Raw genomic sequence first — 24,120 nt, 5'->3', positions numbered from 1 at the left:
ACTTGATCCCGATTTACGACACATCAAGTTTTTCTTATTCGACAATAGCCAGCCACTCGGGATGGTCGGTCGACGATCCCTTCACCTGGTCGAAATAAGCGGCCTGCAGCGCCTTGGTGACCGGGCCGACGGTGCCGTCGCCGATGGTGCGCTCGTCGAGCTCGCGCACCGGCGTGATCTCGGCGGCGGTGCCCACCATAAAGATTTCGTCGGCGGTGTAGAGCATGTCGCGGGTGAAGCGCTGCTCGATGATGGAGATGCCGCGCTCCTTGGCCAGCGTCACGATCGTGTCGCGGGTGATGCCGCCCAAGATCGACGATCCGATCGGCGTGGTGAACAGCCGGTTGCGGTAGACGATGAAGATATTCTCGCCGGAGGCCTCCGAGATATAACCGTCGGTGTCGAGCATGATCGCCTCGTCGTAGCCGGCGGCCATGACTTCGCGCTTGGCCAGGATGCTGTTGACGTACTGGCCGTTGATCTTGCCCTTGACCATGCTCGAGTTGACGTGGTGGCGGTTGAAGCTCGACACCTTCGCCCGAATGCCCTTCTCGAGGCCCTCGTCGCCCAGATACGCGCCCCACTTCCAGGCGATGACGGCCACGCGCACCTTGTTGCTGGTGGCGGAGAGGCCCATCTCGCCGTGGCCCAAGAAGACGAGCGGGCGCAGATAGCAATCTTCGAAGCCGTTGACCTTGACGGTTTCGATGCAGGCGCGCTCGATTTGCTCCTGGGTGAACGGCACGTCGATCGTGCAGATCTTGCACGACTCGATGAGGCGGCGGATATGCTCCGAGAGGCGGAAGATGGCGCTCTTGCCGTCTTCGCGCTGGTAGCAGCGAATGCCCTCGAACGCTCCGAGCCCGTAGTGCAACGTGTGCGTCAGGATGTGGACGTTCGCGTCTTCAAAGTCGACGAACTCCCCATCGAGCCAAATTTTATCCGATTTGATACCCACGTTTACTCCGTGCGGCGAATACGTCGTGAAAGCTGCGCTTGACCCACGCTGCCCATGCGTTTTCTCTATCGCTAGTCGCTGGGCTGGGGGCTGTCAATGTTCGCGCCGAGCAACACCTCGAACACCTGCTGTACGCGCGCGCTGAGGGCGTCGAGTTCGGCCTGCAGTTGCCGGCGCGCCCCGCTACCCTGGTAGCCCAAGCGGCGGGCCAAAATATGTTGCTCGTCCTCGTCATGGGGCACGCGATTCGTGCCTCGCTGGTCGCTCATGCGAAGCCGCGCCTCGATGCGGCGCAGCGTACGGTAGTCGTCGAGCAAGGCGACGTAGTCGGCCTGCGGCTCGAGGTCGGCCAACTCGGGAGCCTCGGCCAGTCCGACGAGCGCGCGCAGGGTATTCTGGCTGCGCACACCTTCGATGACCTGTTCGCCACGCGCCTGGGAAGGCTGCATCTCGCTCGACTCGAGCCGGCCGCCATAGACAAGTTGCAAATACTGAGTCAGGAACTCGACGTCGATCATGCCTCCGGGGTCGGCTTTGATGTCGAAGCCTTCGCCCTCCCCCGTAAGATGCTCGACCATGCGATCGCGCATCGCGCGAAACTGTTCGCGGGCGTCGTCCGGCACCGGCTTCTCGAAGGCGAGTTCGTCGCGAAGCCTGGTGAGCCGTTCTCGAAGGTCGGCACGCCCGGTCAAAGCGCGAGCGCGAATCAACGCCTGGCGCTCCCACAGATCGGCGCGCGTCTCGTGGTACTCGCGAAAGGCCTCCAGGCTGACGACGAGCGTGCCCTGTCGCCCCGAGGGACGAAGCCGGGTGTCGACGTCGTACAGCTTTCCGTGCTCGCTGACCGACGACAGGTTGCGGACCAGGCGCTGGGCCATGCGCGCAAAGAACTGGTGGTCGAGGCCGACCTTCTCGTCGGGCTCGTAGACGAAGATGATGTCGAGATCGCTGCCGAAGGTGAGCTCGCGCCCGCCGAGCTTGCCCATGGCGAGCACGACAAAAGGCAGCTCGTCGACGCTCGGAAGCCCGCCCTGCGTGGCGTCGAGGCGCTGGGCGAGGTTGGCGTAGACCTCGCCCAAGATGAGATCGATGACCACCTCGGCGAGCATCGACAATTGGCGCACCGTCTCGCCGATATCGCAGGCGCCGGCGACCTCGTGCAGCGCGATCCTGAGCACCTCTTCCTGGTGGAAGCGACGCATGCGCCCCAGCCGATGGCTCGGATCGTGGATACCCGTAAGCCGCCGTTCGAGCTCGCGTACCATCTCGTCTTTCTCGCGCACGATGGCCACCGTGCCTGCGCCGAGCAGGTAGTCGATGACGTTCGGCTCGCGCATGACGATGGAGGCGAGAAAATCGCTCGACCCGAACACATGCAAAAGCAGGCGCGTGGCGTGCGGGTTCTCGAAGAGCATGTCGTAGAAGCCGGGCCGCTCGCCGACGACCGTCGACAGGCGCGACCAGTAGCTGAACGCCTGGTCGGGATTCGGCGCCGTGGCGCAGGCCTGCATGATGAAACGGCTCAGCTGGCTCTGCTCGGTCCCCGCGCGGCGGCCGAACGGGCCGTAGGTCTTGTCGCGAAGCATCTGGAGCTGGCCGGCGACCTGTCGCGGCCGCCGAAAGCCGACCTCGGTCAGCGCATCGATGACCGCCGCGTCGAATAAGTGCTCTGGCGGCGCCCCCAGAACCGTGGCGAGCTCGGTGGGGCGCGACTCGCGCACGGTGGGCTCCTCAGGGCTCTGCGCCGATTCCGAGAAGAGCCGCTCGAACATCGCCCCGACCTTCTTTCGGAAGAATGTCAGCCGCTCGCGCAGCTCGTCGGCGTCGGTGAGCATGCGCCGGGCCAGGCGCTCGAAGCCGGCCGCGTCGGCGGGCAATCGGTGCGATTGGCGGTCGTGCTCCATCTGCACGCGGTGCTCGACGCGGCGAAACAGATCGTAAGCATCGGCGAGCACGGCGTGGTCGTCGTGGGTAATCAGCCCGGCGTAGAGCAATCGGTCGAGCGCATCGAGGGTGCGGCGCACGCGCAGCGAGGGGCGCGTGCCGCAGTGGATGAGCTGGAGCGCTTGGACGAAAAACTCGATCTCGCGAATGCCGCCCACGCCGATCTTGACGTCCCAGCCGTACGGCGAGCCGGTCGAAGGCGCCGGCGTTTTGGCAGGCGCCCCCTCAGTGGACTCGGGTTCGGTCGGCGCCTCGTCGTGGTTCTTCTTCGACAGCGAAAAGCGCGACGCTCGCCCCAGCCGTGTGCTCTTGGATCCACCGCCGCGGCGCATCTTGCGGCGGAGTCGGTCCTGCAGCGACGACGAACTCGACTGCTTCTTCTCGGCTCGGCGCTCGGGCTTGTCGACCTTGTCCTCTTCGATGCCCACGACCGCCGAGACGTGCGCGTTGCGGTTGATCTGCTCCTTCATCGCCCGCAACTCGTCGAGGACGTTGAAGTCGAGGTAGCGCCGGTACATGAATGGCTCGAGGTCGACCAACAGCTCCTCGCCCATCTGCCGGTTGCCGGCGACCGGGCGCGCTTTGACCATGGCGCTGCGCTCCCAGGTGCGCCCCCAGTTCAGGTAGTAGTCGACCATGGCGCCGAGTGAGTGCACCAGCGGCCCTTTGCTCCCCTCGGGCCGCAGGCGAAGGTCGACGCGAAAGACGTAGCCCTCCTCGGTGACCGACTCCATGGCCTTGGTGACCCAGCGCGCGAGCGCGTCGACGCCGGTCTTGACGTCGGCGTCGACGGCCGCCTCGTTCGACGAGACGTAGATGAGGTCGACGTCGGAGCTGAAGTTGAGCTCGCGGCCGCCCAGCTTGCCCATACCGAGCACGCAGAAATGCTCGGCGAGCTCGGGGCGCCCGAGCACCTCGGCGCCCTGGACCACCGCCACGTCGAGGCAGGCCTCGGCGAGCTCGGCGATCTCGGCGGTCGTCTGGCGCACCGAGCTCAGGTTCTCGACCTCGCGCAAAAAGATGCGCAGCGACTCGCGGCGCTTGAGGCGGCGAAGCTCGTTGAAGACCGCCTCTTCGCGGTCGGCGCCTTCGGCCACCGCGGCCTCGATGTGGCCGTGCAGCTCGCCTTTGAGCGAGTCGAGCCCGCGCACCAGGTTCGTCGAGCGGGCGCCGGCCAAATACGACAGCTCCTCCGGCCGATGTTGCAGAGTGCGCGCCGGATGCTCGCCCTGGGCGGCGAGCTTGAGAAACGTCTCCACTGTCTCGGGCTCGGCGAGCACGAGCTTGCCCTTGCCCGACTCACATAGCTGCACCAGGTGGAACAGCGTGTCGGCCGGCTCGGGCGCATGTGCTAGCTCTTCGAGGGCGAGTTTGGCGTTGGACGAAGAAAGCCCGCCGTTCTCGACGCAGGCAGCGAGTCGCTCGACGAGCCCGTCGAGTCGATCGGGGTCGCCGGAGCGCTCGCGCAGCGCGAGAAGGCGGGCTTTCTCGAAGTGTTGGGTGGTCATCTACGGTGTAGAGGTGAAGACATACAGCGTGTAGTCGCCGGTATCACCGCCGTACTCGAGTTGGTGGCGAATCTCCCAGATGCCGTCGGCGGTCGCCTCGAAGGCGTAAATCGCCGGGAAGAATGCCTCTCCGGCGTCGCGGTCGGTTTCGGCGAGCGTGCCCGACGGGTCGTAGATCTCGAGTTCGGGGTCGAGGTTATAGAGGTCGGTGCTGTTTCGGTTGATGCTCATCACCCAGACGCGCTGTCCGGTGACCAGGTCGAGTGTAAACACGTCCGTGGTATCTCCACTGGCGTCGTCGAACGCCCCGGAGATGATCGCCGGGGTGGTCAGCGGGGTCTGCACGTCGGCCAGAGTGTCGTTGGGCTCGGTCTCGGCGGTGGCCGCGCTCGGCTCGTGCACGGTCACCTCGACCTCGAAGTCGAGCGGACCGGTGAGCGTGTCGTCACTCGCGCCGACGAAGAGCGCGTAATCGCGCGCCTTGCTCTCGGCGTAGAACAACTGGCCGGCGTGTGCGTCGACGCCGCCGATGGTGCGCAGATCGGCCGCGTCGGCCAGCGCCACGGTCGGCTCCCAGGAGCCATCGGTGGTGACCGAAGCGCCCACGGCGCCTTCAGGCGCGCTGAACGTGTAGATCATCTGGCTCGCGCCGTCGGCGAGCTGGCCGGTGGTGAGCGTGTCGAGGGTCAAGTCGGCCGAGTCGAGCTCGTCGACCGCGAGCGTGAAGGTGTAGCCAGCGTCGCCGCGATTCTGCGCGTCGGCCACTTCGATATACACCTCGCTCACGCCGTCGGGCGCCATCCAGCGCACCGGACCGGCGCCGCCGCGAAGCTGGTCCATCGTCTCGCCGGCGTAGACGCGAATGCGCCCTTCGAGGGTGCCGTCGGCCACGTCGGCGAGCGTCGCTTCGTAAGCCGTGCCGGGGGTCACCGTCATCTTGAACCACGCCGGGAACGGCGCGTTGTCGACCACGCCGCTCTGCGAGGCGGGGGTGGTGCCCAGGTCGGTCGCCGAGATCTTCTCGACGCCCAGCTCGTAGGTGTACGTCGGGTCACGCTCCTCGTTGTACGGGGCGACGTGGACGATGTAGTCGCCGTCTTCCTCGACGATCATCGTGTCGCGCGACGAGTAGGTCTGGATGAGCGGCTGGAAGGTGTCGGCGTCGTAGACGGTCAACTGGCCAAAGTAGTTGTTCTCCTCGAGCCGGAAGTTGATGCGGTCACCGGCGCTGGCGGAGAACGTGTAGAAATCGGTCTCGCCCGGGGTGTCGAAGGTGCCGGTGACGACGGCTGGCAGCGGGCCCAGGTCGTCGGCCGTCGGCTGGGTGACGTCCATCGAGACGGTGTACTCGAAGCCGGGGCCGCCCTCGGGCGATTCGGCGTTGTTGTTGGGCTCGTGGCGAATGCGAATAGCAGCTTCGCCGGCCTGAAAGCCGTCGTAGAACGCCGTGACGGTCGCCGTCTCGCCGGGGTTGTCGAGGTTCGGACCGCCTTCCATCCAGTAGAAGGTGCTCGAGCCCTGCTGCTCGTACAAAAAGCCCAGGTCGACGTCGGGCTGCAGCGCGCCGCCGTCGGTCGGCTCGACCGTGAAGGTCACCAGGCTGCCGGGCTGGACGGTAGCCAAGAAGTAGTCGACGTCGGGGGCGAGCGAGGTGCTGCTGACGGTGCGCGGCGGACCGATGGTCCCCTCGACGCTCACGCCGGGCTGCATCCACACAAGCTCGCTGCTACGCTCGTCTTGCGGCTCGCTGAAGGTCTCGAACTCCGCGTCGACCGTGGCCTCGTTGACCTCCAAGATGGTGTCGTTGAGCCCGAAGCGCTGCCAGTAATCTTCGATGACCCAGACGCGGTCGCGGTCACCGAGGTTGGTGGTGTACTCGATTTTGGCGTTGTTCTGGTTCGTCTGATACGGCGAGGTGAGCGACAGGGTCCGATTTTCGTCGGGGTCGTACACCGCCAGCATCGGCAAGGTGATGGAGTTGTCGCCGCGCGGCACGCCCGTCGAGGCGACGGTGAGCGCGTCGAGGCCCTGCGCGTCGACCTCGTAGATGTGGATCTTGCGGTCGACGTCCTTTTCGACGGGCGCCGCGGGCAGGTCGAGGGTCTCGGGCTCGGGCATCGGCACGGCGCTGGCGGTGACGGTGTAGTCGTAGCCGTCGCCGCCGACGTCCGGCGAGTTGAGCATGTTGCGCGCGTCGGTCACGACCAGCGAGTAGCGACCCGGCACCGGAAGGAACATCTCGCGGTAATGGGTGCCGCCGGTGTCTTCGCCCAGGGCAAAACGGTTGACGTTGCCGTTGCGGGCTTCGTAGCCAAAGAGAACGCCGCCGGGCCAGTAAGTGTCGCCGCGCGACTCGATCTGGACCAGGAGCAGCGTCGGCTCGCTGACCGAGAACGAGTAGTAGTCGAGGTCCGAGTTGCCGTTGTCGACCGCGCCGACGTTGCCCTCGACCAGGAACGGAAGCGACAGCTCGTAGGCCTCGCCCTCACGCGGGGCGTCGTTCGAGATGTTGGCCTCATCTTCGGCCGTCGTCTCGAAGGAGTCGGGGTTGGACGGGTCGTGGATGGAGGCGAAGTGGTCGCAGACGTCGCCGACGCCATCGCGGTCGAGGTCGGCCTGGTCGGCGTTGGCCGCGTCGGGACAGTTGTCGTCGGCGTTGGCCACGCCGTCGGCGTCGTCGTCGGGCGGGCCGGTGTCGACCTGGGCGTCGGCATCGCTGTCGCCGCCGTCGCCGCCGACGTCAGCGCCGGCATCGTCGCCGGACCCCGCGTCGACGTCGGTGCTCACGTCGGCCGCGTCAGGCTCGCTGTTGGTATCCTTCTTCGACCCGTTGTCGTCGCCACAAGCCATGGCGCCTGCGGCCAACAACACGGCGCCGATCAGGCATACGGCCCGACGACTGGCGCTCCAGTAGATGCTCGACTTATCCATCTCCAGCACTCCATCTGCACTCTACGGCTGCCGAGTTTGCCTCAGCTGGCCTGAACCTGTTGAATTTCTTCGTATTCGTTTTGATATAGCATCAAGTTGTCCAACACAATGACGAGATTCTCCTCGTTGGCCCGATTGTCGAGCTGATTGCTCAGCTCGCGCATCTGGCGGCCGACGTCGAGCATCTCGTCACAGACGCGCGACAGGAGCTCGAGATCGCGGCTGGCGCGGTCCTGACCGGCGAAGTTCTCGTTGTACTGCGCCATCGCCCAGTTGGCCGCGCTGCCCAGTTGACCAACCAGATCCTTGGGGGCGGTCTGGCGACGCGCCTCGTCGATCTTGTCGAGCTCGTTGCGGTACGTCTTGAGCTGCCCGTCGATGAGCGCGATATTGTTGCGGTTCTGCTCCGAGTCGAGCCCCTGGTCCTCGAGCTCGCTCATCTGGTCGCGCACCGACTGCAAGGTGGCGATGACTCGGTGCAAAAGCCCCGAGCGGCGCGACACGCGCGGGCGGCCGCCAAAGTGGAAGTTGTAGACGGCGAACTGCTCGTTGGCGACCATCGCCAGGTAGCTTGCCTGCTCGTCGAGCCCGCCGCTTTGGCGTGCATTCATGATATTCTCGCGCTCGCCCTCATAGACCTCGAGGTTCTTTTGGACCGTCTCCAGGTCCGCCTCGACCGAGGCGACGTCCTTCTGGGCCAGGAGTCCCTTCATCTTCGACTCGACGAGCTCGAGCTCGGAGATGATCTCGTTCAAGAGACCCAGGTCACGGGTGGCGCGAGGCTTACCTGCAAAATGCCTGAAATACTGACCGAAATGCAAATTCGCCCAGGTCGCCAGCCGGCTGCCCTCGACGACGACCGGCCCCTGCGACTGGACTTTCTGGATATTCTCGCGCTCGTTCTCGTAGGTCTCGAGGTTCTCGAGCGCCTGCTCCAAGAACGACGACAACGCCGGGTTGGTCTTGCCGTTGCGCAAAGTACGCGCGCGCTTGATGACCTTCTCGAGCCGCTCGATGATCGAGTCGAGCGCCTGGACGTCGCGGGTCGCCCGCGGTTTGCCGGCGAAACGCGCGCCGTACTCGCTGTAGATGGACTGGGCCTCTTCGCGGAGCTTCTTCAGGTTGGGTCGTGCCATGATGCTTACTGCCGTTCGTTGGGATATATCTTTGGGAAAGCTGCGCCCCTGAGGCGCGGCGGTGCGGACGATTTCGCCCGACTGTAGGAAAGGCTGGGTCGGAGTGCAATAGGGGGAGACAATGGTTGCTCGAGCGACCACTTTTCTGGGGGCTTTCGGGACGGTGGCCTTGCTGGTTCGCGGCCTCAACCCCTCCGCCCTTCGGGCACCTCCCCTAACGGCTGACTGCGCCGTTGGGGAGGAAATGGTTGCTCCAATAACCGTTTTAGGTTCTCGGGGGATCGTCCCAACAACCTCAAACGCCTCAACAAGCCGACCATTCGCCCCCCAAAGCGAAGCGTGGGGGGCAGGCGCAAAGCGCCGGGGGGTTGAGGTTGCGAACCAGCAAGGCCTCCAAAGAACAACCTCAACGCCGGGGAATTGACGCTGCAAGTCGGCAAGGCCACCAACAGAGAAAATCCCTCTCCCAACCCCTTCCCTTCCCGAAATCGCCCCCACTCACGCAACAAAACACCCACCTGCGCCGAAAACCGTAATGAGTACTTCATTCGACCTTCTACGCAGGAGAGTACAGTGAAACACCAATACAACGACCGAGCACAACTTCTCGAACGCGCACGTTGGCTGCGTAAGAACCAGACGTGGCCTGAAAAGCGACTCTGGGCACGCCTACGCCGCCGCCAAGTCGGCGGATACAAGTTTCGACGTCAGTACGTTCTGGAGCCGTTCATCATCGACTTCTACTGCCTCAAGCGGAAGGTCGCAGTCGAGGTCGACGGGCCAGTCCATAGTCGAGAGGATCTCGCAGAAAAGGACGAAGCCCGCACCGAGACGCTAGAAGAGCAATACGGCGTGAAGATGCTTCGCTTCTCAGTCCAAGATATCTACCAGCGCATCGAGGAGGTGCTTGAGGAGATCGAATGTGCTTGTGCGGAGAGGGATGGGGAAGAGTAAGCGTTGCGGGGTTGGGGTCGTCCTTTGAGGGTCTTGCAGATCTCGGAACCTCAACCCCTCCGCCCTTCGGGCACCTCCCCTAACGGCTGACTGCGCCGTTGGGGAGGAAATGGTTGCTCCAATAACCTCGAACGCCCCAACAAGCCGACCATTCGCCCCCTACGGCCGCAGTCGCCGGCCGAAGGGGGGCAGGCGCAAAGCGCCGGGGGGTTGAGGTTGCGAACCGGCAAGGCCTCCAATCCTCGAAGCCCCAACACCTGCCAGACCTTCATAATCACCATCCCATGCAACGCCCCCCGGCCCACTTGCATCCCACCTCCAAACGAAGTTTCCCCAAGGAACCCTATGTCGACCATCCCCAAACTCCGCATCAACGCCTGCAACGACGCCCCCATCCGCCCCGAGCGCGACTTCGTCGTCTATTGGATGACCGCCCAGCGGCGGCTGAGCTACAACTATGCGCTCGAGCATGCCGTCGAGCTCGCCCAAACTCACCAGGTGCCGCTGGTGATCTTCGAGCCGCTGCGAAGCGAGTATCCGTGGGCGAGTGAGCGGCTGCACCAGTTCGTGATCGACGGGATGGCCGACAAGGCGCGCCGGCTCGCCGATGCAAACGTGACGTATTTTCCGTACCTGGAGCGCGAGCACGACGCGGGCAAGGGCTTGCTCGCGGCGCTCGGCGAGCGGGCGGTGGCGGTGGTGACCGACGAGTTTCCGGCGTTCTTCTTGCCCCGGATGACCGCGGCGGCGGCCGCACAGCTCGACGTGCGCCTGGAGAAGGTCGACTCGAACGGGATCGTGCCGCTTCGTGCGCCGGGCAAGGCCTACAAGCGGGCGTACGACTTTCGGCGTTGGTTCCAGAAGCACGGGCGCGAGCATCTCGACACGTTTCCGCGCCGCCATCCGCTCGTAGGCAAGCAGTTGCCGCAGCTCGACCGGCTGCCGGCCGAGATCACCGACCGGTGGCCGGCGGCGACGCTCGACGAGCTCGCCGACCCCGCGTTTGTGACCACGCTGCCCATCGACCACGACGTTCAACCCGTCGCCGCCCATCCCGGCGGCGAGGAGGCGGCGCGCGAGCGCTTCCAGACGTTTTTGACCGAGCGCCTCGAGGGCTACGGCAACCGACGCAACTATCCAGAGGACGACCACACCAGTCGGCTGTCGCCGTACCTTCACTTCGGCCACATTTCGACCCACGAGATCGTGGGCGCGGTGCTCGAGCAGGAGCGCTGGGGGTTCGACGACCTCGCCGACAACGCCAAGGGCAAGCGCGAGGGGTGGTGGGGTTTGAGCGAGGACGCCGAGTCGTTCCTCGAAGAGCTCATCACCTGGCGTGAAGTCAGCTACAACACCTGCCATTACGTCGAGAATTACGACGCATGGGAGTCGCTGCCCGACTGGGCCATCGCGACCCTCGAGGAGCACGCCGACGACCCGCGTGAGCACGTCTACACCCTCGATGAGTTCGAGAAGGCGCAGACCCACGACGAACTGTGGAACGCCTCGCAGATGCAACTCGTCAAAGACGGGCGCATCCACAACTACCTGCGGATGTTGTGGGGAAAGAAGATCCTGCACTGGAGCGCGTCACCCCAGGAGGCGCTCGCGATCATGATCGAGCTCAACAACAAGTACGCCCTCGATGGGCGCGACCCGAACTCATATAGCGGGATTTTTTGGACGCTGGGGCGCTACGACCGGCCGTGGGGGCCGGAGCGGGAGATCTTCGGGAAGGTGCGGTACATGACCTCGAAGAGCACCCGACGCAAGTACAGCGTCGGGCGCTACATCGAGAAGTGGGTTGGTAAGGGTTACTAAGGGTTACTAAGGGTTACTAAGGGTTACTAAGGGTTACTGAGTTCCCTTTAGTTACCCTAAGTTTCCCTTAGTTACCCTAAGTTCCCTTTAGTAACCTTATTCAGGCGTACACGGATCGCCGCCGCACACGTCGATGATCTCACCGCCGTTGCGGAAGAAGTGGATCATCTGCTCGTTGTGGTGGTCTTGGCGGCGCGGCTTGCCGTGCGGGTCGCCGAGGTCGTCTTCGGCCGGCGGCCTGTTGCCGGCTTCGGGCCAGGGGTTGCCGAAGTCGTAGAGCACGACGCCCGAGCCGGTGTACGGGTACGGCTCTTCGTCGACCAGGGCGACGTCCTTGCCGTAGTTGGCCATCAGCTTGATGTCGATGTCGCTGCGCGCGGCGATCTCGTTGGTCATCACCGAGACCTGGTAGTCGCCCTTGGCGGGCGCGAAGATCGCATAGTGCGGGTCGTTGCCCGGGAAGGGCTCGGCGGTGATGTGGCGAAGGTAGCTGACCGGCTCGGTCTGGGCCCACAGAAGCTGGATGGTCGACAGGGCCAGCGCCTGGGTAATCGGGCTGGTGTACGAGCGGTTCATGATCGTGAAGTACGGGTCGAAGTCGACCGAGCGGTGCAGTAGCGTCGAGTAGTTGTTGCCCGGCACGCCCAGGTGGCCATAGATCACGTCGGTGGACAGGGCCATGTAAGTGCCGCCGAAGATGCCGCCCTGCGAGATGCCCGAGTAGAAGAGCTCGTCGCTGTTGACGCTGATGCTGCGGTCGGTGATCTCGGCGTGGGTCGGCAGGCGCTCGCGCATCGAGCGAGCCAGCAGCAGGTACTCGAGCATGCCCTGGTGCAGGCGGTCGGCCATAAACGGGAAGCCGCTCAGGTTACCCAGCGCGAACACCGCGTTGGGCACGTCCTCGTCGCTCATGCCGGCGAGGCTGGTGCCGAAGAAGATGAACTTGTGGTCGTTGGCGATCTTGCCGTTGAAGCTTCCGCCGGTCTGCGAGCCGGCGCCGAGCAGGCCGTGGCCGTACTGGATGAGGCCGTGGTCGCTGCCGTCGCGGGCGCTGTGGGGCACGTACAGCCAGAATTTCTGCACGTGGGTGCCGTCCTGGGCAGGCTTGCCGTCGTCGCCCCAGTTGATCACCGGGCCGGGTTGGCCTTCGATCTCTTTCTCGGTCATGAAGCTGGGCGACTCGAAGGTGCCCTCGATCTCGAGCCACCACCAGTCATGCTCCGCCTCGGTGTGCTCTTCGACCTTGGTGAACTCGATCTCGGGACCCTGCTCGCCTGAGATCTCGAAGCCTTTGTCACGCATGTGGAGCATCGGGCCGTGCAGCGAGTCGCTGCTGGCGGTCACGAAGTCCCACGCCAGGGTCAGCTCGCTCTTCTGGATGCCCTCCCCTTCCAAGATGCTGAAGATCTCGTCGAAGCGCGCCTGACGGGCGGCCAAAAGCGCGTCGCCGTCGGTGTCGCCGTCGCGAAGCTTCTGGAACGCCTCGCTCGGCTCGATGGCGGTGCCGGAGGTGTCCTGCAGGTTGCGGAAGGCGACGACGTAGCGCATCGCCTCGTCGAGGATGACCGCCGGGCGCACGAACAAGACTTGCTCGCTGGGGTCGTCGGCGCGCTTGTCGAGCTCGGCGAAGTGAGGGATGCGCCGCACGACGTTGCCGCTGTTGTCGACCTCGAGCCACACGATGGGCGAGTCGGTCTCCACCGACTTCTCGATGCTCTCCTCGCCGGCCATCGCGGAGGTGTCCACGTTGGGGAACAGCGTGATCAGCGGCTGGCCGGGCGTGTAGCCGTCGAGGCGGCGGTACGGCTCGGGGTTGGTCTTCGTGCCCTCGTTGGGGCCGGCCTCGGCGATCGGAAGCGTCTCCTCACCGAAGTTGAGCGTGTAGCCGGTCGCGCGGGTGTCGTCGGCCTTCAAAAAGAGGCTCGAAGGCCACGGCAGCGCGCAGTACTCCGGCTGCAGGGGGTCGCAGCTGGGCTGCTCGTCGACGGTCGACCCGTCGGGGGCCACGTCGGTGCTGGCGTCCACATCGGCGAGTACGTCGGTGCCCGCATCGGACAGGTTATTGCCGCCCGTCTGGTTATTATCTCCATCATCCGAACACCCCGCGGCAGCCACCATCGTGGCGAAACCGAGCGCGAGGAGCCAACGTCTACGCGGCGAGCGCACACATGCACTGCAATCCATGACATTACCTCAACAAAGAGTACGTGACAGCTGTATGACAACGCGCCGAGCATGCCAGAAAACGCAGCGAAGTTAAACGATCGGTCAGCAGACCCCGTGACTGACAGTGGCGAGGCGGCTCCCTGTACCTACCTTTACGGTTCCGAGCCCCGAAACCTCTCGACCCTCAACCCCTCAGCTCCATGAACACTCCGACCGTCGCCCTGCTGACCGACTTCGGCCTCAAAGACAACTACGTCGGCATCATGAAGGCCGTCATCGACGGCATCTGCCCCGGCGTGCAGCTCGTCGATCTGTGTCACGAGGTGCCCCCACAGAATTTGCTCTCGGGAGCTTACTTGCTGTCGAGCGCGGCCCCGTATCTGAAGGAGGGGACCATCCTGATGGGTGTGGTCGACCCGGGGGTGGGCAGCACTCGCCGAAGCGTGGCGATCGACACCGGGTCGTTTGTATGCGTAGGGCCCGACAACGGGCTCTTCGACATGGTCCTCAAGAAGTACTCGCCCAATCGGGTCGTGGTGCTGGATAACCCGGAGTTCCACCTACCCAAAGTCAGCGCGACCTTTCACGGCCGCGACATCTTCGCGCCGGTCAGCGGGCACCTGGCAGCAGGAGCCAACCTCGAAACGCTGGGCACGCACCTCGACCCGGCCGACCTCGTGCGTCTTCCCCCGAGCGCGCCGTTTCTGCACAACGAGCGCATCGAGTGTCACGTCATCCACGTCGACCGCTTCGGCAACCTCATCACCAACTTGTCCGACAGGGAGTTGACCGACTGGCTCGACGGCGCCCGCCCGCGCATCGACCTCGACGGCGAGCGGGTCCCGTTGATGAAGACCTTCGCGAGCGTGCCCAAGCGCAGGCCCCTGGCCTATTTCGGCAGCTCGGGCCAGCTCGAGATCGCGGTGCGCGACGGCAGCGCCGCCCGTCATTTCGGGGCGGCGCAGGGACAGACAGTGGGGGTGGAGAAGGAGTAGATAGAAATCAAAACCGATCTCGATCGTGCGGAGCGTCGTAGTCGACCTCGAAGCCCTGAGCGACGATACGCTTGGGGTTCACCGTGGGGTGGCTCTGGTAGTAGTGGTTCTTGATGTGGCGCAGATTGCACGTCTCGGCGACGCCCGGCATCTGGTAGATCTCTTTGGTGTAGTTCCACAGGTTGTCGAACTCGAGGAGCCGGTGGCGGTTGCACTTGAAGTGGGTGGCGTAGACGGGGTCGAAGCGCACCAGCGTGGTGAACATGCAGATATCCGCCTCGGTGAACTGGTCCCCGCACAGGTAGCGCTGCTCGCCGAGCACCTCGTTCCAGTGGGCGAGCGCGTCGAACAGCGTGTCGACCGCCTCGTCGTAGGCCTTTTGGGAGTCGGCGAACCCGGCGCTGTAGACGCCGTTGTTGACCGGCTCGTAGATCTCGTCGATGACGCGATCGACCTCCTCGCGCAGTTCGTCGGGGCAAAGATCGATCTCACCGTTGGCCAACTCGCCAAACTGGGTGGAGAACATGCGCAAGATCTCGCGCGACTCGTTGTTCACGATCGTGCCCTTCTCCTTGTCCCATAGCACGGGCACGGTCACGCGGCCGGTGTAGTGGTCGTCAGCCTGCTTGTAGATCTGGCGCAGGAACTCTTTGCCATTGATCGCGTCGGCGTGGGCGTCCGGATCTTCGTCGGGGCGAAACTCCCAGCCTTCGTCGCCCATGAACCAGTGGACCGCCGTGATGGAGATATGCTCGTCGAGCCCCAGGAGGGTGCGCGCGATGAGCGTCCGGTGCGCCCAGGGGCACGCCCAGGAGACGTACAGGTGATAGCGCCCCGACTCGACGGGGTGTTCACTTTCGGGCTGGGCGTCGACCCGGCCGTGGAAGACTGTGTCCTCGCGCTGGAAATGCCCCTCTTCATCACTGCCGTACCACTCCGTGGTCCACTCTCCGTCGATCATCTTGCCCATAGGGGGTGCCTCGATATGTAGGGGGTGTTCATAATTTACGCTCCCTAGAGCAATGGCCCCCATCGACCGCCCCGTCAAGTTCACCTGCGGAAACAGTCCGTTTACATGAAAAAGAACTGAACAGGGCCAAAACCTGTTCATTCACACTTGACCCTGTTCAACCATTGTTCATAATCAGTTCAGACCTTGGCAAGGTAGAACCCCAGGGAGAATGAACAATGAACGAACAACAGCTCATCAACCGACTCATCGCCGGCGAGACCGACGCCATTCAACACCTGTGCGAGACGTACCGCGGTCGCATCTTCGCGGTGGTCCTTCCCTTGGTCAAAGACGAGTGGGACGCAGAAGAGGTCACTCAAGACGTGCTGTTCAAGGTGTGCGAGAAGATCGACACTTTCCGACAAAACAGCGCGCTGTGGAGTTGGATGTACCGCATCGCGGTCAACGAAGCGCGCATGAAGACGCGCAAGTACAAGCGCCACCCGGTGCCCCTGGAGGACGACACCCTCCACGCGCTGCGCCACCGCGAGGACGAAGGCGACTTCGACGAGCGCCCCGATGAGCACTTGGCCGGCAAGCAGATCTTGGCCGAGATCATGGAGTACCTCGAGGAGTGCAACGAGAAGAACACCGTGGTCTACGTCGACATGGAATGGAACGGGGTCGACAAGGAGGAGGTCGCCGAGAAACTCGATCTCACCGAGGCGGCGGTCAAAACCCGTCTGCACCGGCTGCGCGTGGGTCTGCGCGAGAAGCTCGAGAGCGGCTATTTGCTGGCGAGCGCTTGAAGTTGCTGAACAGCGCTTGAACAACCCCTGTTCAAAAGGTACTCATCGACACCGACGCCAACCGCGATGTACCATTTATCGAGCGCCCTGCATCTAACCGGGGACACCCGAGTGGGTGCGGGCGTCGGCTGTTTGTCGGCCGGCGTCGTCGATCATGACATTGTCCTGGAGAACGAATGAACGGCAATTCCGCCGACAAACCGACCTTGAGCATTGGTGCGCTATCTCAAGCGACGGGAATCCCAAAAGAGACGATACGCACCTGGGAGCGCCGCTACGGCTTTCCGAATCCGGATCGCAACGAGGCAGGCCACCGCGTCTACGACGTCGACACGGTCGCTCGGCTGAGACTCGTCTCCGAAGCGCTCGACGCCGGGCACCGCCCCAGTCAAGTGGTCGACGAGGATATCGAGACGCTGCGTGAGTTGCTGCTGACCAGTCGCGGCGCGCGGGTCGATGTGGAGCCGCCGGCACCGCCGCCGGAGATCGAGAGTTCTGAAGAGCTGATGCGTGAAGAGTGGCTCGAGCCGTGGCTCGAAGCTACCTGCGAGTTGGATGGCAGCGCCGTCGAGGACCACTTTTACCGCTCCTGGAACAAGTTTGGTGGCATTCGCTTCCTCGACCAGCGCATCGGCCCTTTTCTGCACGCCGTCGGCGAAGAGTGGGCCAACGGTCGGCTGCACGTGTCTCACGAGCACTTTGTGAGCGAGCGATTGCGAGACTTTTTGACCCGGCAATGGCGCCCGCTCAGCGACCGCACCGACGGCCCCAAGATCGTGATGACGACGCTACCGGGCGAGTTCCATTGCCTCGGTCTGCACATGGCCGCCGTGGTCGTAGCTCTGGCTGGCTGCCAGGTTGTCTTCTTGGGAGCCGATACACCGCTGCAGGATATATCGGACGCAGCCAACCATCAGAGCAGTGCAGCGGTAATCATCAGTGTGTCGCGTGCCTATGATCAACAAAAGGCGCGTGGAATGCTCACCGCTTTGAGCGCAGCAATGACGCGCGACGTCTTACTCGTGGTCGGTGGCGCCGGACGTCCCCACGCCGAAGGCCAAGAGATTCACTTGAACAGCTGGGACGAATTGTATGAATGGGCTCGGCAATTGGCTCGCCGCGCTAAAGATTGATTGGTGATACACGAGGGAGGTTGCATGCGTCGGATTTTGAGCTCGATGGTGTTGTGTCTGTTGATGGTGCCGGTCACCGCCGCCGCTCAGGAGAGTACGTCGGTGGCAGCCGCCAAGACCGAGGCGGAGGCGTCTGCCGATGACACCGCCAACCAGCCCCCCAACTTGGGCGGCACTTGGGCTCAGCAGGTGGTCACCACGGCCGTCTCGGAGGTGCCTATCGTCGGCGAAGTGGTCACCCGCACCATCTCCCTTCAAAAAGTCGACATCTCTCAGACAGGCGAGAAGCTCGAGATGCAAACCGAGGTCTGCGCCATCAAGGTGCACAGCTCGGTCGACGTGGTCGAGACGCATATCCCCAAACGCTTTGTCGCTGCGATGGGCGTGGTCAAGCGCCCGGCAAGGCTCGTCGAAAAAGATGGGGCATACCACCTGCACGTGCCTCGGAAGTTCGAGGTCTTGGGCGTCCGGCTGCGTGCGCCCAACAGCGAGAACCTGCCCACCGAAGCCGATGACCCGCGCGTGTTCGATCAAGATGGAGACGGCCATCCGGGCATGACGGTACGAGTCAGCGGGCTCATCGATGGCAGTCTCTACATCATTCACCGCGGCTGGGATCGGCTGCGAGGCAAACTTTCGGGGCTGGATCACATCGAGGGCGCCGTACAATGGAACCTCGAACAGGTGGTCGTCGACTCGACGAGCATCTTTTTGGGCGATCCCCCCGAGAGCCGCGCCCACCCCGACAGCAAGAAGAACCACTTCGAGATGCGCCGCGTCACAAACGGCACCGACTGCCAGACAATCGTCAAACGTCGAGCACGACTCTTTTGAGGAGAATGAGTGATGGCCAACGACGCACCGAATGAACCTGCCGCCAAGCGAATCGCCATCACCGGCTCGTCCGGGCTGATCGGCCAGGCGCTACGAAGTTACTTCGGCGACGCCGGCTACACGATCCATCGGGTGAGGCGCAGCCAGCCCGATAACCCGCAGAATATCTACTGGCAGCCGCGCGGGGGCGAAATCGAGGCCGACAAGCTCGAAGGCGTCGACGTGGTCGTCCACTTGGCCGGCGAGAACCTGTTCGGGCGATGGACCGACGCAAAGAAAGAATCGATCATGGAGAGCCGGCGGCAGGGCACGCGGTTGGTCGCAGAGACCCTCGCCGGGCTCGACAACCCACCTGATGTATTCGTGTCGGCCTCGGCGGTGGGCTATTACGGCGACACCGGCCCTGAAGTGGTCGACGAGTCGTCTGCGCCGGGCCACACGTTCTTGGCGGAAGTGTGCGAGGAGTGGGAGGCGGCGAGCCGGCCGGCGGTCGACGCCGGCATCCGCACGGTCAACCCGCGCCTGGGCGTCGTCCTGTCGACCGAGGACGGTGCACTGCAAAAAATGCTCACGCCGTTCAAGCTCGGTTTGGGCGGTCGCATCGGCAGCGGCGACCAGTACATGAGTTGGATCGCCCTCGACGACGTGGTGCGCGCCATCGCCTTTCTGGTCGACAACGATGAACTCACCGGGCCGGTCAACGTCACCGCGCCCCACCCCGTCACGAACAAAGAGTTTACCGACACGTTGGGTGACGTGCTCCACCGGCCCACGATCTTTCCGTTGCCCAAGGCGATCGTGAAACTCGGCGGGGGCGAGATGGGCCAAGAGATGCTTCTGAACGGCCAGCGCGCCGTGCCCACCCGCCTAAACGAAAGCGGCTTCGAGTTCGCCTATCCGGAACTCGAAGCCGCGCTTCGTCACGAGTTGTCGTAGTTCTTCTCAGCCCAACTCGGGCTTCGGCTCGGTCTGGAACGACCGGGCGAACTCGTCGACCTTTTGAGCGGCGACCTTCTGGGCGTTCTCGGCGCTCAACTTGATCTCTTCGACTTTGGTCGTGGCGCTGTCGCTCATCTCGACCACACGGCAGTGCGCCGCTTCGCTCAGCTCGTCGAACCGGCGCGAGGCATCCTCTTTGGCCTGACGCGCGCTCGTGCGGATGGCCTCGGCCTTCTGCGAGGCGACCTCGCTCATTTCCACCGCGCGGCAGTGAGCATACTCACTGATCTCGTCGAGCCAGCGCGAGGCGTCTTCTTTGGCTTTTTCGATCGCGCTCGACGCGGTCGCCTTTGCCTGCTCCCGCTCCCGGCGAGCCTTCTGACGCGCCAACGCTTTCGGGTGGGGCCGATCCTCGACGACGTGCTCCGGCGGGGTGCGCAGGTCGTGGACCAACCCGACCCAGCTCATCACCTTGAGAATGTAGTAGGTGATGTCGTACTCCCACCACTTCCAGCCCTGGTTAACCGAGGCTTGATAGTGGTGGTGGTTGTTGTGCCAGCCCTCGCCGAAGGTGATCAGGGCCAGGAACCAGTGGTTTCGGCTGTCGTCGGTCGTGTCGTAGCGCCGGTTGCCGATCAGGTGCGCCAAGGAGTTGATGGTGAACGTGGCGTGCAGGCTGAGCACGGTGCTCCAGAAGAATCCGACCACCACCGCCTGCCAGCCGCCGATGCCGATCCATTCGCCGAAGTAATAGGTGGCCACGCCCAGCAGCGTCGGCGGAACCCAGTGGTACTTGTCGATCCAGACGATCTCCGGATAGCGCATCAGGTCTTTGACGCGACTTTCGTCGGTGCCCTCCCAGCGCTCCGAGAAGATCCAGCCGACGTGGGCATACCAAAAGCCTTCCTGCTTGGCCGAGTGCACATCCTCGGGCTGGTCCGAATACTTGTGGTGATGGCGGTGGTGCGCAGCCCACCAAAGCACGCCCTTCTGGCCGGAAGTTTCAGCCAAGAAGGCCATGATAAACTGCATGACCCGGCCCATTTTGTAGGTGCGATGGGCAAAATAGCGGTGGTAGCCACCGGTGACGGCGAACATACGCAGCGCGTAGAGCGCGCCACAGATAGCCAGGGCCTCCCAGCTCACCCCGGTCCAGATCGCCGCTAGACAGACCAGGTGAATCACAGCAAAACGCGCCATATACATCGACTTCTTAAACAACGACTCCCCACCATCGGTGGAAGCAGATTTGGCAGACATCATTACCCTTGTGCAATTGGGTCCAAATGAATGGTGCGAGCGATTTACTGCTTGACGTTTAGGTGAACGAGCGAGCCGCTCGGTCTATGCCTCGACTTCAATTCTGATCACCGAGACCTCGGTTTTTATCATCGCGACCTCAATTCTTGTCACCGAGCAGGTAGGTCTCCACCAGGTCGATGAAAAAAGCCTCCGAGCGCGCGCGGCCGTCGAGGCTGTCGAGGGGCGGATCTCCCAGCCAGCGCGACTTGACTCGACCGGTGACGTGCCAGGTGCTGAACGACGAGACGATAAAGACCACGAACGCGCGCGCATCGACGTCGCTGCGGATGATGCCTCGGTCGATCAGCCCGTTGAAGGTCTGCTCGAGGGTGGCAATGGCGACCGTCTGCAGCTCCTCTTCGAGCGCAATGACGTCCTCGGAGTCCTCGAGCATCCGATACAACGTCAACCGGACGAACGGCAGGTTCTCCTCGATGAAGTCGTGCATATCGACGACAAAATCATCGAGGACGTCGCGAAGCTCCTGGCGGCGCTCGACGCTGTGCAATCTGGTGAGCAGCGGGTCGAGCGCGTCCAAAAACTCCTGGTGACCCAGCCGGTACACCTCGGCGAACAAATTGGGCTTATCTCCAAAATGATACTTGAGCGTCGCCGAGTCAATATCGGCGGCCTGGGCGATTTGGCGAAGCGAGGTCGCTTCGTAGCCCGTGTCGGCGAAGAGGCGGGTGGCCTCCTCGATGATGCGCTCACGCGTGGCACGCCCGTTGGCGCGGGTTGCTCTCTTTCGTTTCGACTTGGCCATCACTTCCTATGCTTCGAGATTCGACGTCTCTTTAAGATGTACGGACCGTTCGGTCAGATGTAAACAGCCCGCCCCTCCGGTCGCGCAGCGACGAACCTCGAGCACTTGATTCCCACAGCTGTTGGATTATTGTTCCAACATGTGTTGAAATAAGTCAAACGGTTCCACTCGAAGGCCGGCTGACACCGGTAAGGAGGCCCCATGGGCCTGACGCAACTTCTTCCACGAGGGGTACAGCGTCGACTGCGGCGATTGCGCCAAGACGCCGCCGACGTGACCACAGCGCTGACGACCCGTCGGCGACCGGTCGCTCGGGAAGGCGCACTGACGGATCCGAACGTCTACGCCAAAGTAGGCGGGCCAACTCCTTTCGAAGCGCCCTGCCCGGCCGAGCCTGGCGAACTCACCCCGCCCACGACGACCACCGAGGGGGTGGTGATCTTTGCCGATCACGGCGCCGAGATCGCCGTCGAGCCCGGCCAGACCATTTTGGACGCCGGGCTGGAGGCCGGTCTCGATCTCGACTTTAGCTGCACCTTGGGTGGTTGCGCCGCCTGCGCTCTGCAACTCGTCGAAGGCGAGGTGCTCTACGACGGGCCCAACTGCCTGAGCGACGCCGAGCGCCAAAGCGGCATGTGCCTAGCATGCGTGGGCAGGCCCAACGGCAAAATCATCGTCGCGTCGCTCTAACTCTGATTGGAGGCAATCATGCTGGATCATGTCGAGCGAATGACAGGCTTGATGCCGGTCAAAATTCGCCAGAAGGTCGAACCGCTCTTGGAAGCCCTGAGTATCCTGCAGGAGGTCAAAAACCCGAGCGTGTTGGGGAACCTGCTGCCGTCGTTCGGCCGAGGGTTTGTCCTGCAGTTGGGACGAAGGGACGAGGCGACCCATATGCCGGCGAGCCACTCGGCGCGCTTCGACTGGGACTACTCGTCGGATTTTCCCGAGATGCGCGAGCTGTACCGTCGCGCCAAACAAAACCAGTGGGACTCCGAGGTCGACGTCGACTGGAGCGTCGACGTCGACCCGCTCAACCCGGAGGTGCCGCTTCTGCCCGACGAGTTTCTCGACCTGTCGGTCGCTGAAAACTACGGCGTCAAATTGTCGGCCACCGAATCGCGCCGGTTCAAAAAAGACGTCGCCTCCTGGATCTTGTCGCAATTCCTGCACGGCGAACAGGGAGCACTATACGCCGCCGCTCAGGTCACCGAGTCGGTCGAGTGGGTCGACGGCAAGCTGTACGGTGCCACCCAGGTCATGGACGAGGGCCGCCACGTCGAGAGCTTCCACCGCTACATCGACCAGAAGCTCGAGAAGCTCTACGTCATCAACGACAACCTGTTCACCATCATCGACGCCCTGATGACCGACTCGCGTTGGGACATGAAATTTCTGGGCATGCAGATCATGGTCGAGGGGCTCGCCCTCGGTGCCTTCGGGGTCATCTACCGGTTCACCGAAGAGCCGCTGCTCAAGGAGATGCTGCGCTACGTCATCCTCGACGAGGCGCGCCACGTCCACTACGGCGTGCTCGCCCTGGGCGACCACATCACCCAACGACTGTCTGAAAAAGAGCGACGAGAGCGGGAGGACTGGGTCTTCGAGATCGCCCTGCTGATGCGCGAGCGCTTCATGTTTTGGGAGGTCTACGAGGAGTGGTTCGCCCACAAACTCACGCGCAAACAATGGCGAGAGTGCGTCAACGAGATGCCGGGCATGCGCGAGTTTCGCCAGGTGATGTTCTCGAGGCTGATCCCGAACCTGCGCCAGATCGGCTTGCTGAGCGAGCGGATGCTCGAGCACTACGACGAGGCCGGCTTGCTCAAATATGCCAGCGGCGCCAGCGCGCTCGAGATGACCGAGCAAGAGTTTTTGGACGCGCTCGACGACGACCACGCCGACGAGCTTACTGAGCAGCTCGTGTGAGACGGTCGTGGATGGCGCGCCAGGCGTCGCCTTCGGGCGGACGCTCGACGACAATCGTGTCGACGCCCTGTCGGTCGAGATCGCGCAGCACGGCGTAGAGCTTTTCGGCGTAGGCGCTCGGCTCGCGGCCCATGATGACCACCGGACCGCGCGGCTGGGCGGCGGGGGCCTCGAGCACCAGCCAGGCTGCGCCCTCATCGGCGCCGGAGAGCGCGAGCAGCGTGTCGACGTCGTCGACGACGCGAAGCTGAGCATTCGGCGAATAGTGCTTGCGCGCCAGGCCGGGTGACGGGCGGCTGAGCTGTTCGTCGACCGGCGCGTCGCTCGCATAGACCACGTCAGGCACAACCACCGCGATCTGCTCGCCGGTGACCATGCCCGGGCGCAAAATCTCGGCGCGCCCTCCTACCAGCGACAAGACCGTCGACTCCACGCCCACCTGCGTCGGCCCTCCGTCGACGACCACGTCGACCGCCTCGCCCAAACTCTGGACGACATGCTCGGCACGCGTCGGCGACACTTCCGTGTAGCGATTGGCGCTGGGCGCGGCCACGGGCACGCCGGCGAGTCGAATGAGCTCGCGGGCGACCGGATGCGCCGGCATACGCACCCCGACCGTGTCGAGGCCGGCGGTCACGGTGTCAGGGACCGTGTTTTTCTTGGGGAGCACCAGCGTCAGCGGACCGGGCCAGAAGGTCTTGGCGAGCAACTGAGCTTCGTTCGGCCACTCGGCCACGATGGCGTGGACGTCGTCGATGGCGGCCACGTGCACGATAAGCGGGTTGGTCGGCGGGCGCTCTTTGGCCGCAAAGATCTTGGCCACGGCGTCCTCGTCGAGGGCGTTGGCGCCCAGGCCGTAGACCGTCTCGGTGGGCATGGCTACGAGCTCGCCGGCGCGCAGCGCTTCGGCGGCCGGTTCGAGCTTAGCCTTGTCCGGTTGGTCGGCGTCGACGCGGATAATATTGGGTCGGATGGTCATCGTGCTACTGCGGCTCGCTGAACTCTGAGAATGTGAGGCGCTGAAGTTCGGACACACTAAACGCGAC

General features: G+C 63.7%; 18 protein-coding genes. 9 read left to right on the top strand and 9 right to left on the bottom strand.

Annotation, left to right across the window (positions count from 1 at the left end; translation table 11 throughout):
• Positions 1–34: 34 nt before the first annotated feature.
• The 4 genes from FIV42_RS21955 to FIV42_RS21940 all read right to left on the bottom strand — a co-directional run bounded on the left by FIV42_RS21955 (position 35) and on the right by FIV42_RS21940 (position 8,477).
• Positions 35–958 carry a branched-chain amino acid transaminase gene (locus tag FIV42_RS21955; RefSeq protein WP_141199771.1) on the bottom strand — a complete coding sequence of 308 codons (924 nt, stop codon included), beginning with the start codon at positions 956–958 and terminating at the stop codon, positions 35–37.
• Between the two features lie 71 nt (positions 959–1,029).
• Entirely contained in the window at positions 1,030–4,410 is a 3,381-nt protein-coding gene (locus tag FIV42_RS21950) for a [protein-PII] uridylyltransferase family protein (protein ID WP_141199770.1), read from the bottom strand.
• Positions 4,411–7,341: a hypothetical protein gene (locus tag FIV42_RS31465; RefSeq protein WP_141199769.1), complete on the bottom strand. Its 2,931-nt coding sequence runs from the start codon at positions 7,339–7,341 to the stop codon at positions 4,411–4,413. It abuts the gene before it with no gap.
• Positions 7,342–7,382: 41 nt separating this feature from the next.
• Entirely contained in the window at positions 7,383–8,477 is a 1,095-nt protein-coding gene (locus tag FIV42_RS21940) for a hypothetical protein (RefSeq protein ID WP_141199768.1), read from the bottom strand.
• 573 nt (positions 8,478–9,050) lie between these two features.
• Between FIV42_RS21940 and FIV42_RS21935 the strand changes: the two genes are divergently transcribed.
• Both FIV42_RS21935 and FIV42_RS21930 read left to right on the top strand, forming a co-directional pair.
• Positions 9,051–9,431, top strand: coding sequence for an endonuclease domain-containing protein (locus tag FIV42_RS21935; RefSeq protein WP_168210855.1), 381 nt, complete (start codon positions 9,051–9,053; stop codon positions 9,429–9,431).
• 345 nt (positions 9,432–9,776) lie between these two features.
• Positions 9,777–11,252 (top strand): deoxyribodipyrimidine photo-lyase, encoded by a 1,476-nt coding sequence (locus FIV42_RS21930; protein WP_141199766.1) that lies wholly within the window; start codon positions 9,777–9,779, stop codon positions 11,250–11,252.
• 96 nt (positions 11,253–11,348) lie between these two features.
• On the opposite strand, the gene FIV42_RS21925 is transcribed toward FIV42_RS21930, so the two are convergent.
• A complete protein-coding gene (locus FIV42_RS21925; protein ID WP_141199765.1) occupies positions 11,349–13,436 on the bottom strand; it encodes a hypothetical protein in 2,088 nt (695 codons plus the stop codon).
• Positions 13,437–13,618: 182 nt separating this feature from the next.
• Here FIV42_RS21925 and FIV42_RS21920 point away from each other — a divergent pair, with 182 nt between their 5' ends.
• Entirely contained in the window at positions 13,619–14,413 is a 795-nt protein-coding gene (locus tag FIV42_RS21920) for an SAM hydrolase/SAM-dependent halogenase family protein (protein ID WP_141199764.1), read from the top strand.
• A 7-nt stretch (positions 14,414–14,420) separates the two neighbouring features.
• Here FIV42_RS21920 and FIV42_RS21915 read toward each other — a convergent pair whose 3' ends face one another.
• Positions 14,421–15,383, bottom strand: a complete 963-nt coding sequence (locus FIV42_RS21915; protein WP_141199763.1) for a glutathione S-transferase family protein — start codon at positions 15,381–15,383, stop codon at positions 14,421–14,423.
• 218 nt (positions 15,384–15,601) lie between these two features.
• Here FIV42_RS21915 and FIV42_RS21910 point away from each other — a divergent pair, with 218 nt between their 5' ends.
• From FIV42_RS21910 to FIV42_RS21895, 4 genes are all read left to right on the top strand, one after another.
• Complete coding sequence (locus FIV42_RS21910; RefSeq protein WP_141199762.1) at positions 15,602–16,174, top strand: RNA polymerase sigma factor; 573 nt, start codon at positions 15,602–15,604, stop codon at positions 16,172–16,174.
• A 176-nt stretch (positions 16,175–16,350) separates the two neighbouring features.
• A complete protein-coding gene (locus tag FIV42_RS21905) occupies positions 16,351–17,307 on the top strand; it encodes a MerR family transcriptional regulator (protein ID WP_141199761.1) in 957 nt (318 codons plus the stop codon).
• Between the two features lie 24 nt (positions 17,308–17,331).
• Complete coding sequence (locus FIV42_RS21900; RefSeq protein WP_141199760.1) at positions 17,332–18,141, top strand: hypothetical protein; 810 nt, start codon at positions 17,332–17,334, stop codon at positions 18,139–18,141.
• A gap of 12 nt (positions 18,142–18,153) precedes the next feature.
• Positions 18,154–19,077 carry a TIGR01777 family oxidoreductase gene (locus FIV42_RS21895; RefSeq protein WP_141199759.1) on the top strand — a complete coding sequence of 308 codons (924 nt, stop codon included), beginning with the start codon at positions 18,154–18,156 and terminating at the stop codon, positions 19,075–19,077.
• A gap of 6 nt (positions 19,078–19,083) precedes the next feature.
• Here FIV42_RS21895 and FIV42_RS21890 read toward each other — a convergent pair whose 3' ends face one another.
• Together FIV42_RS21890 and FIV42_RS21885 are read right to left on the bottom strand one after the other, a co-directional pair.
• Positions 19,084–20,340 carry an acyl-CoA desaturase gene (locus FIV42_RS21890; RefSeq protein WP_222615291.1) on the bottom strand — a complete coding sequence of 419 codons (1,257 nt, stop codon included), beginning with the start codon at positions 20,338–20,340 and terminating at the stop codon, positions 19,084–19,086.
• A 139-nt stretch (positions 20,341–20,479) separates the two neighbouring features.
• Positions 20,480–21,145: a TetR/AcrR family transcriptional regulator gene (locus FIV42_RS21885; protein WP_141199758.1), complete on the bottom strand. Its 666-nt coding sequence runs from the start codon at positions 21,143–21,145 to the stop codon at positions 20,480–20,482.
• A 201-nt stretch (positions 21,146–21,346) separates the two neighbouring features.
• On the opposite strand from FIV42_RS21885, the gene FIV42_RS21880 reads away from it, so the two are divergent.
• Together FIV42_RS21880 and FIV42_RS21875 are read left to right on the top strand one after the other, a co-directional pair.
• Positions 21,347–21,835: a 2Fe-2S iron-sulfur cluster-binding protein gene (locus FIV42_RS21880; protein ID WP_141199757.1), complete on the top strand. Its 489-nt coding sequence runs from the start codon at positions 21,347–21,349 to the stop codon at positions 21,833–21,835.
• A gap of 18 nt (positions 21,836–21,853) precedes the next feature.
• Positions 21,854–23,074 carry a ferritin-like domain-containing protein gene (locus FIV42_RS21875; RefSeq protein ID WP_222615290.1) on the top strand — a complete coding sequence of 407 codons (1,221 nt, stop codon included), beginning with the start codon at positions 21,854–21,856 and terminating at the stop codon, positions 23,072–23,074.
• Here FIV42_RS21875 and FIV42_RS21870 read toward each other — a convergent pair.
• Positions 23,055–24,053 carry an L-threonylcarbamoyladenylate synthase gene (locus FIV42_RS21870; protein ID WP_141199756.1) on the bottom strand — a complete coding sequence of 333 codons (999 nt, stop codon included), beginning with the start codon at positions 24,051–24,053 and terminating at the stop codon, positions 23,055–23,057. The two genes, FIV42_RS21875 and FIV42_RS21870, sit on opposite strands and share 20 nt — an antisense overlap.
• Positions 24,054–24,120 lie beyond the last annotated feature (67 nt).

Source organism: Persicimonas caeni (assembly GCF_006517175.1).
Lineage (GTDB): Bacteria > Myxococcota_A > Bradymonadia > Bradymonadales > Bradymonadaceae > Persicimonas > Persicimonas caeni.
The sequence above is the reverse complement of the archived record's forward strand: the minus strand, read 5'-3'. Positions and strand labels throughout refer to the sequence as shown.

Excerpts from the sequence above, each read along its gene's own strand:
- FIV42_RS21950 (WP_141199770.1), bottom strand. The coding sequence starts at position 4,410 with ATGACCACCCAACACTTCGAGAAAGCCCGCCTTCTCGCGCTGCGCGAG.
- FIV42_RS31465 (WP_141199769.1), bottom strand. The coding sequence starts at position 7,341 with ATGGATAAGTCGAGCATCTACTGGAGCGCCAGTCGTCGGGCCGTATGC.
- FIV42_RS21940 (WP_141199768.1), bottom strand. The coding sequence starts at position 8,477 with ATGGCACGACCCAACCTGAAGAAGCTCCGCGAAGAGGCCCAGTCCATC.
- FIV42_RS21930 (WP_141199766.1), top strand. The coding sequence starts at position 9,777 with ATGTCGACCATCCCCAAACTCCGCATCAACGCCTGCAACGACGCCCCC.
- FIV42_RS21925 (WP_141199765.1), bottom strand. The coding sequence starts at position 13,436 with ATGGATTGCAGTGCATGTGTGCGCTCGCCGCGTAGACGTTGGCTCCTC.
- FIV42_RS21920 (WP_141199764.1), top strand. The coding sequence starts at position 13,619 with ATGAACACTCCGACCGTCGCCCTGCTGACCGACTTCGGCCTCAAAGAC.
- FIV42_RS21915 (WP_141199763.1), bottom strand. The coding sequence starts at position 15,383 with ATGGGCAAGATGATCGACGGAGAGTGGACCACGGAGTGGTACGGCAGT.
- FIV42_RS21910 (WP_141199762.1), top strand. The coding sequence starts at position 15,602 with ATGAACGAACAACAGCTCATCAACCGACTCATCGCCGGCGAGACCGAC.
- FIV42_RS21905 (WP_141199761.1), top strand. The coding sequence starts at position 16,351 with ATGAACGGCAATTCCGCCGACAAACCGACCTTGAGCATTGGTGCGCTA.
- FIV42_RS21900 (WP_141199760.1), top strand. The coding sequence starts at position 17,332 with ATGCGTCGGATTTTGAGCTCGATGGTGTTGTGTCTGTTGATGGTGCCG.
- FIV42_RS21895 (WP_141199759.1), top strand. The coding sequence starts at position 18,154 with ATGGCCAACGACGCACCGAATGAACCTGCCGCCAAGCGAATCGCCATC.
- FIV42_RS21890 (WP_222615291.1), bottom strand. The coding sequence starts at position 20,340 with ATGTCTGCCAAATCTGCTTCCACCGATGGTGGGGAGTCGTTGTTTAAG.
- FIV42_RS21885 (WP_141199758.1), bottom strand. The coding sequence starts at position 21,145 with ATGGCCAAGTCGAAACGAAAGAGAGCAACCCGCGCCAACGGGCGTGCC.
- FIV42_RS21880 (WP_141199757.1), top strand. The coding sequence starts at position 21,347 with ATGGGCCTGACGCAACTTCTTCCACGAGGGGTACAGCGTCGACTGCGG.
- FIV42_RS21875 (WP_222615290.1), top strand. The coding sequence starts at position 21,854 with ATGCTGGATCATGTCGAGCGAATGACAGGCTTGATGCCGGTCAAAATT.
- FIV42_RS21870 (WP_141199756.1), bottom strand. The coding sequence starts at position 24,053 with ATGACCATCCGACCCAATATTATCCGCGTCGACGCCGACCAACCGGAC.